Annotated in this window: 3 protein-coding genes; all 3 read left to right on the top strand. The window is 38.3% G+C overall.

Translation table 11 applies throughout. The features are described 5' to 3' along the window. The first annotated feature begins 270 nt into the window (after positions 1–270). Entirely contained in the window at positions 271–1,125 is an 855-nt protein-coding gene (gene rfbD, locus FLB_RS05455; protein ID WP_064714961.1) for a dTDP-4-dehydrorhamnose reductase, read from the top strand. A gap of 99 nt (positions 1,126–1,224) precedes the next feature. Continuing rightward, positions 1,225–2,094 carry a glucose-1-phosphate thymidylyltransferase RfbA gene (rfbA, locus tag FLB_RS05450; RefSeq protein WP_064714960.1) on the top strand — a complete coding sequence of 290 codons (870 nt, stop codon included), beginning with the start codon at positions 1,225–1,227 and terminating at the stop codon, positions 2,092–2,094. 315 nt (positions 2,095–2,409) lie between these two features. Further along, the gene (locus FLB_RS05445; protein ID WP_410503414.1) at positions 2,410–4,353 is read left to right on the top strand and encodes a polysaccharide biosynthesis protein; all 1,944 of its coding nucleotides are present in this window, start codon (positions 2,410–2,412) and stop codon (positions 4,351–4,353) included. Positions 4,354–4,465 lie beyond the last annotated feature (112 nt).

Here is a 4,465-nt window from a genome sequence, read left to right as displayed (position 1 = left end):
TATAGAAAATATTGTGGGTGTGAATGGCCACGAATGCACGGATTGTTTTTGAAAAGTTTGTGAGGAGGTGACCGCAAATTACTTCGTCTGTTCGCTATCGCTCGAGTCGCAAATTTATTTTGAAAAGATTGTGGGTTAGAATGGCCACGAATGCACGAATTATTTTGAAAAGTTTGTGGGGAGAATGATCACGAATGCACGGATTTATTTCCAGCTGCTAATCACTATTTGCTAAGGATTAATTACTATGTACTATGTACTAAAAAATATATGAAAAAAATATTAATTACAGGGGGCAATGGGCAATTAGGGTCGGAGTTGAACGTTTTGTCAAAAAACTACAGTCAATTCGAATGGGTATTTACGGAAAGAGCGGAATTGGATTTGTCTGATTTGGAAGGGTTGGTCGCTACCTTGTCGCATATTCAGCCCAATTATATTCTCAATTGCGCAGCGCATACGGCAGTAGATAGAGCAGAATCCGAATTTGAATTGGCTGATGTATTGAATCATCAAGCTGTTGCGGTTATGGCTCAATGGAGTGCTCAGAACGATTGTAAATTGATTCATATTTCTACCGACTATGTTTTTGATGGAACCGCTGCCACTCCATTAACGGAATCCGCTCCTACTGGACCGATTAATGTTTATGGGCAAACCAAATTATTAGGAGAAAAAGCCTGTATGGACGCCAATCCAGCGGCTATTATCATTAGAACCTCTTGGGTATATTCCGGTTTTGGGGCTAATTTCGTTAAAACGATGTCGCGCTTGATGCAAGAAAGAGACACGTTGCAAGTGGTCAACGATCAAATTGGGAGTCCGACTTACGCCGCTGACTTGGCACAAGCGATTATGACTATTATTACTCATCCCAATTGGCAAGCAGGGATCTATCATTTTTCTAACGAAGGCGAAATCAGCTGGTATGAATTTGCCTTGGCTATTCAAGAAATAGGCGGATTTGAATGTGCTGTTAGCGGTATTCCAACTTCTGCTTATCCAACACCTGCCAAAAGACCTGAGTATTCCTTATTGGATAAAAGTAAAATTAAAGCTACTTTTGGTGTGCTTGTTCCGGAATATAGGGAGAGTTTAGAGCGTTGTATGAGGCTGTTGCAATAGTTTTCGGTTGTCAGTTATCAGTTATCAGTTGTCAGTTATCAGTTTTCGGTTATCAGTTGTCTTAATACTTAATACATAGTACTTAATACTAAAACAAAAATGAAAGGAATAATATTAGCCGGAGGATCCGGTACGCGTTTGCATCCGTTGACGCTTGCGATGAGCAAGCAAATGATGCCGGTTTATGATAAGCCAATGATTTATTATCCGTTGTCTACCTTGATGTTGGCCGGTATTCATGAAATATTGATTATCTCGACGCCTCACGATTTGCCTAATTTTAAAAAGTTATTGGGCGATGGGAGCCAAATCGGATGTCAATTCAGCTACGCGGAACAAGCGATTCCTAATGGATTGGCTCAGGCTTTTGTAATTGGGGAAGACTTTATTGGAACGGATTCGGTGGCTTTAGTTTTGGGAGATAATATCTTCTTCGGGGCGAATATGCATGAGTTATTACAATCGAATACGAATCCAGCTGGAGGGGTTGTTTTTGCGTATCATGTGTCGGATCCAGAACGTTATGGGGTGGTAGAGTTTGATAAGGATCTTAAAGCGCTTTCTATCGAAGAAAAGCCTTTGGAGCCTAAATCTAATTTTGCGGTTCCAGGCTTGTATTTTTATGATAATTCGGTAGTCCAAATTGCCAAAAATATTCAACCTAGTGCAAGGGGGGAATATGAAATCACCGACGTGAACAAAGTGTATCTGGCTCAAGGCAAATTAAAAGTAGGGATCCTTAGCAGAGGAACCGCTTGGTTGGATACGGGGACATTTGCCAGTTTGATGCAAGCGGGTCAATTTGTACAAGTATTGGAAGAGCGTCAAGGATTAAAAGTGGGTTGTATAGAAGAAATTGCGTGGCGACAAGGCTTTATTTCGGATCAACAATTAAAAGCGATTGCCGAACCATTGCGTAAATCGGGCTATGGCGACTATTTGTTGGGCTTGTTAAGGCAAAAAAGGTAGTTGTTTTAGTTGAATCGTTTTTGGTTCGTGGTTTGTAGTTTATGGTTTAATCGGTGAATCGTTGAATTGTTTAATCGTTTTTGGTTCGTGGTTTATAGTTTAATCTTAAAGTGGTTTGTACTTTTAGCGATTAATTTGTTTACGATTATTCGATTACTCGATTACTCGATTCAACCAATAAACCGTTCAACGATTCAACAGTTAATTCGTTAACCAGCAAAAAAAAGACTGGCAGCATATATTAACATTTTTCTTGTCCATGCTTTCCCAACAATTTGTACTTTTGTGTTTACTAATTAATAATGCAATTTTATTTTGAGTACGACTACGCAAAGTTTTTTCTCTAGAGCGAATCTAAAATTCAGTATTCATAATCTCAGTTATTTACCTCGCTGGATTATCGTGTTGATGGACACGATGGTACTCAACGTCTCTTTTTTCTTTACCGTTTTGATTTTTAAAGGTACTGGTTTAGAGTATATTGTTACCCCGCATTACCTAGTGTATATTAGCTTGTTGATTGGTGTTAATGTTTTTTTCTTTTGGTTGTTTCGAACTTACTCGGGTATTATCCGTCACTCTTCTTATATTGATGCCGTAAAACTGCTGTTTTCTCAATTGGCGGTCTTGGTGGTTTTTTTAATAGCTAACTTTTTTTACGAAATAAGTACTGGAGAGAAAGCGATTTTAAATACGGCTTTGTTTATCAATATCCTTCTTTCTTTTTGTGGGTTGTTTTTGTACCGCGTAGTGGTGAAACAGACTTTCGAATTGTATTTTTCAGATAAAGGAAGTAATAAACTAATTCGTACCATTATTTATGGAACGGATGCCAATGCCATTTCGGTGGCCAATGCGTTGAAATTTGAAACGCCAACTCGTTTTAAGATAGTGGGTTTTGTAGATAAAAATAATTTGAACTCCAACAAGCGAATGCTGGATTTGCCAATATTGGTACAAAAGAGAAAACTGCCTACCTTGATGCGATCCGTTGGTGCGGAAGCCATCATTATAGCCGACAAATCCTTGACTAAGGACGAACAATTATTGATTGTAGATAAGTGTTTAGAATACAATTACCGTGTATATACAGTGCCTTTGATTTCGAATTGGGAGAACCAAAAGGAGATTTCGGATAAGGTAAAAAACATCCAAATTGAAGATTTATTAGAGCGTAATCCGATTATATTGGATACTAAAACTATTTCAAAGGATCTGAAAGATAAAGTCATCATGATTACTGGAGCTGCCGGTTCTATAGGTAGTGAGATTGTACGTCAAGTGATTCACTTTAAACCTAAATGCATAGTTTTAGTAGATCAAGCGGAAACTCCTTTGCATCAACTCACGCTAGAACTAGCAGAAATTGTGACTGAATCTAAATTGTCTAGTGTCATAGCCGATGTTCGTAATAAAGAAGTAATGAAAAGAGTCTTCAAAGAGTATCAGCCACAAGTGGTCTATCATGCTGCGGCTTATAAGCACGTGCCTTTGATGGAAGAGAACCCTGCGCAAGCGATACAAACTAATGTAGAAGGTACCAAAAATGTAGCCGATTTGGCGTGTGAATTTAAAACCAAAAAGTTTGTGATGGTGTCTACCGATAAAGCGGTGAATCCAAGCAATGTGATGGGGGCAAGCAAGCGTATTGCTGAAAAGTATGTACAATCGTTACAGTTGAGAAGCATCAAGGAAAATAATGGGAAAGGAACGAGATTTATAACGACTCGTTTTGGGAATGTGTTAGGATCTAATGGTTCGGTAGTGCCTTTGTTTACCAAGCAAATTGCCGCAGGAGGCCCTGTTACTATTACCCATCAAGATATTATTCGTTATTTTATGACCATACCCGAAGCTTGTCAGTTGGTTTTGGAAGCAGGATCTATGGGAAAAGGGGGGGAAATCTATATTTTTGATATGGGAAAACCCGTAAAAATCATTGATTTAGCACGTAAAATGATCAAATTGGCAGGATTTATCCCAGATAAAGATATTCCAATAAAAATCGTGGGTTTGCGCCCTGGAGAAAAATTATATGAGGAATTATTAAATGATACTTCTAAAACGATTCCAACCTATCATGAAAAGATTATGATTGCAGAAGAAATTCAAGAAGAATTTGAAAACCTACATGTTGAAATTGAAGAGCTGATCGGCATGTCTCCCTTCTTTAATAATGATGATATCGTAGGGAAAATGAAAAAAATTGTTCCTGAGTTTAAAAGCATGAATTCTACTTATCAGTTTTTGGATAAATAGTGGTAGTTTGGGAGAATGGCCACGAAAGCACGAATTCTTTTTGAAAAGATTGTGTGGGGAATGGCCACGAATGCACGAATTGTTTTTGAAAAGATTGAGGGGGAATAACCGC

Source organism: Flavobacterium succinicans, from assembly GCF_001662485.1.
Lineage (GTDB): Bacteria > Bacteroidota > Bacteroidia > Flavobacteriales > Flavobacteriaceae > Flavobacterium > Flavobacterium succinicans_A.
The sequence above is the reverse complement of the archived record's forward strand: the minus strand, read 5'-3'. Positions and strand labels throughout refer to the sequence as shown.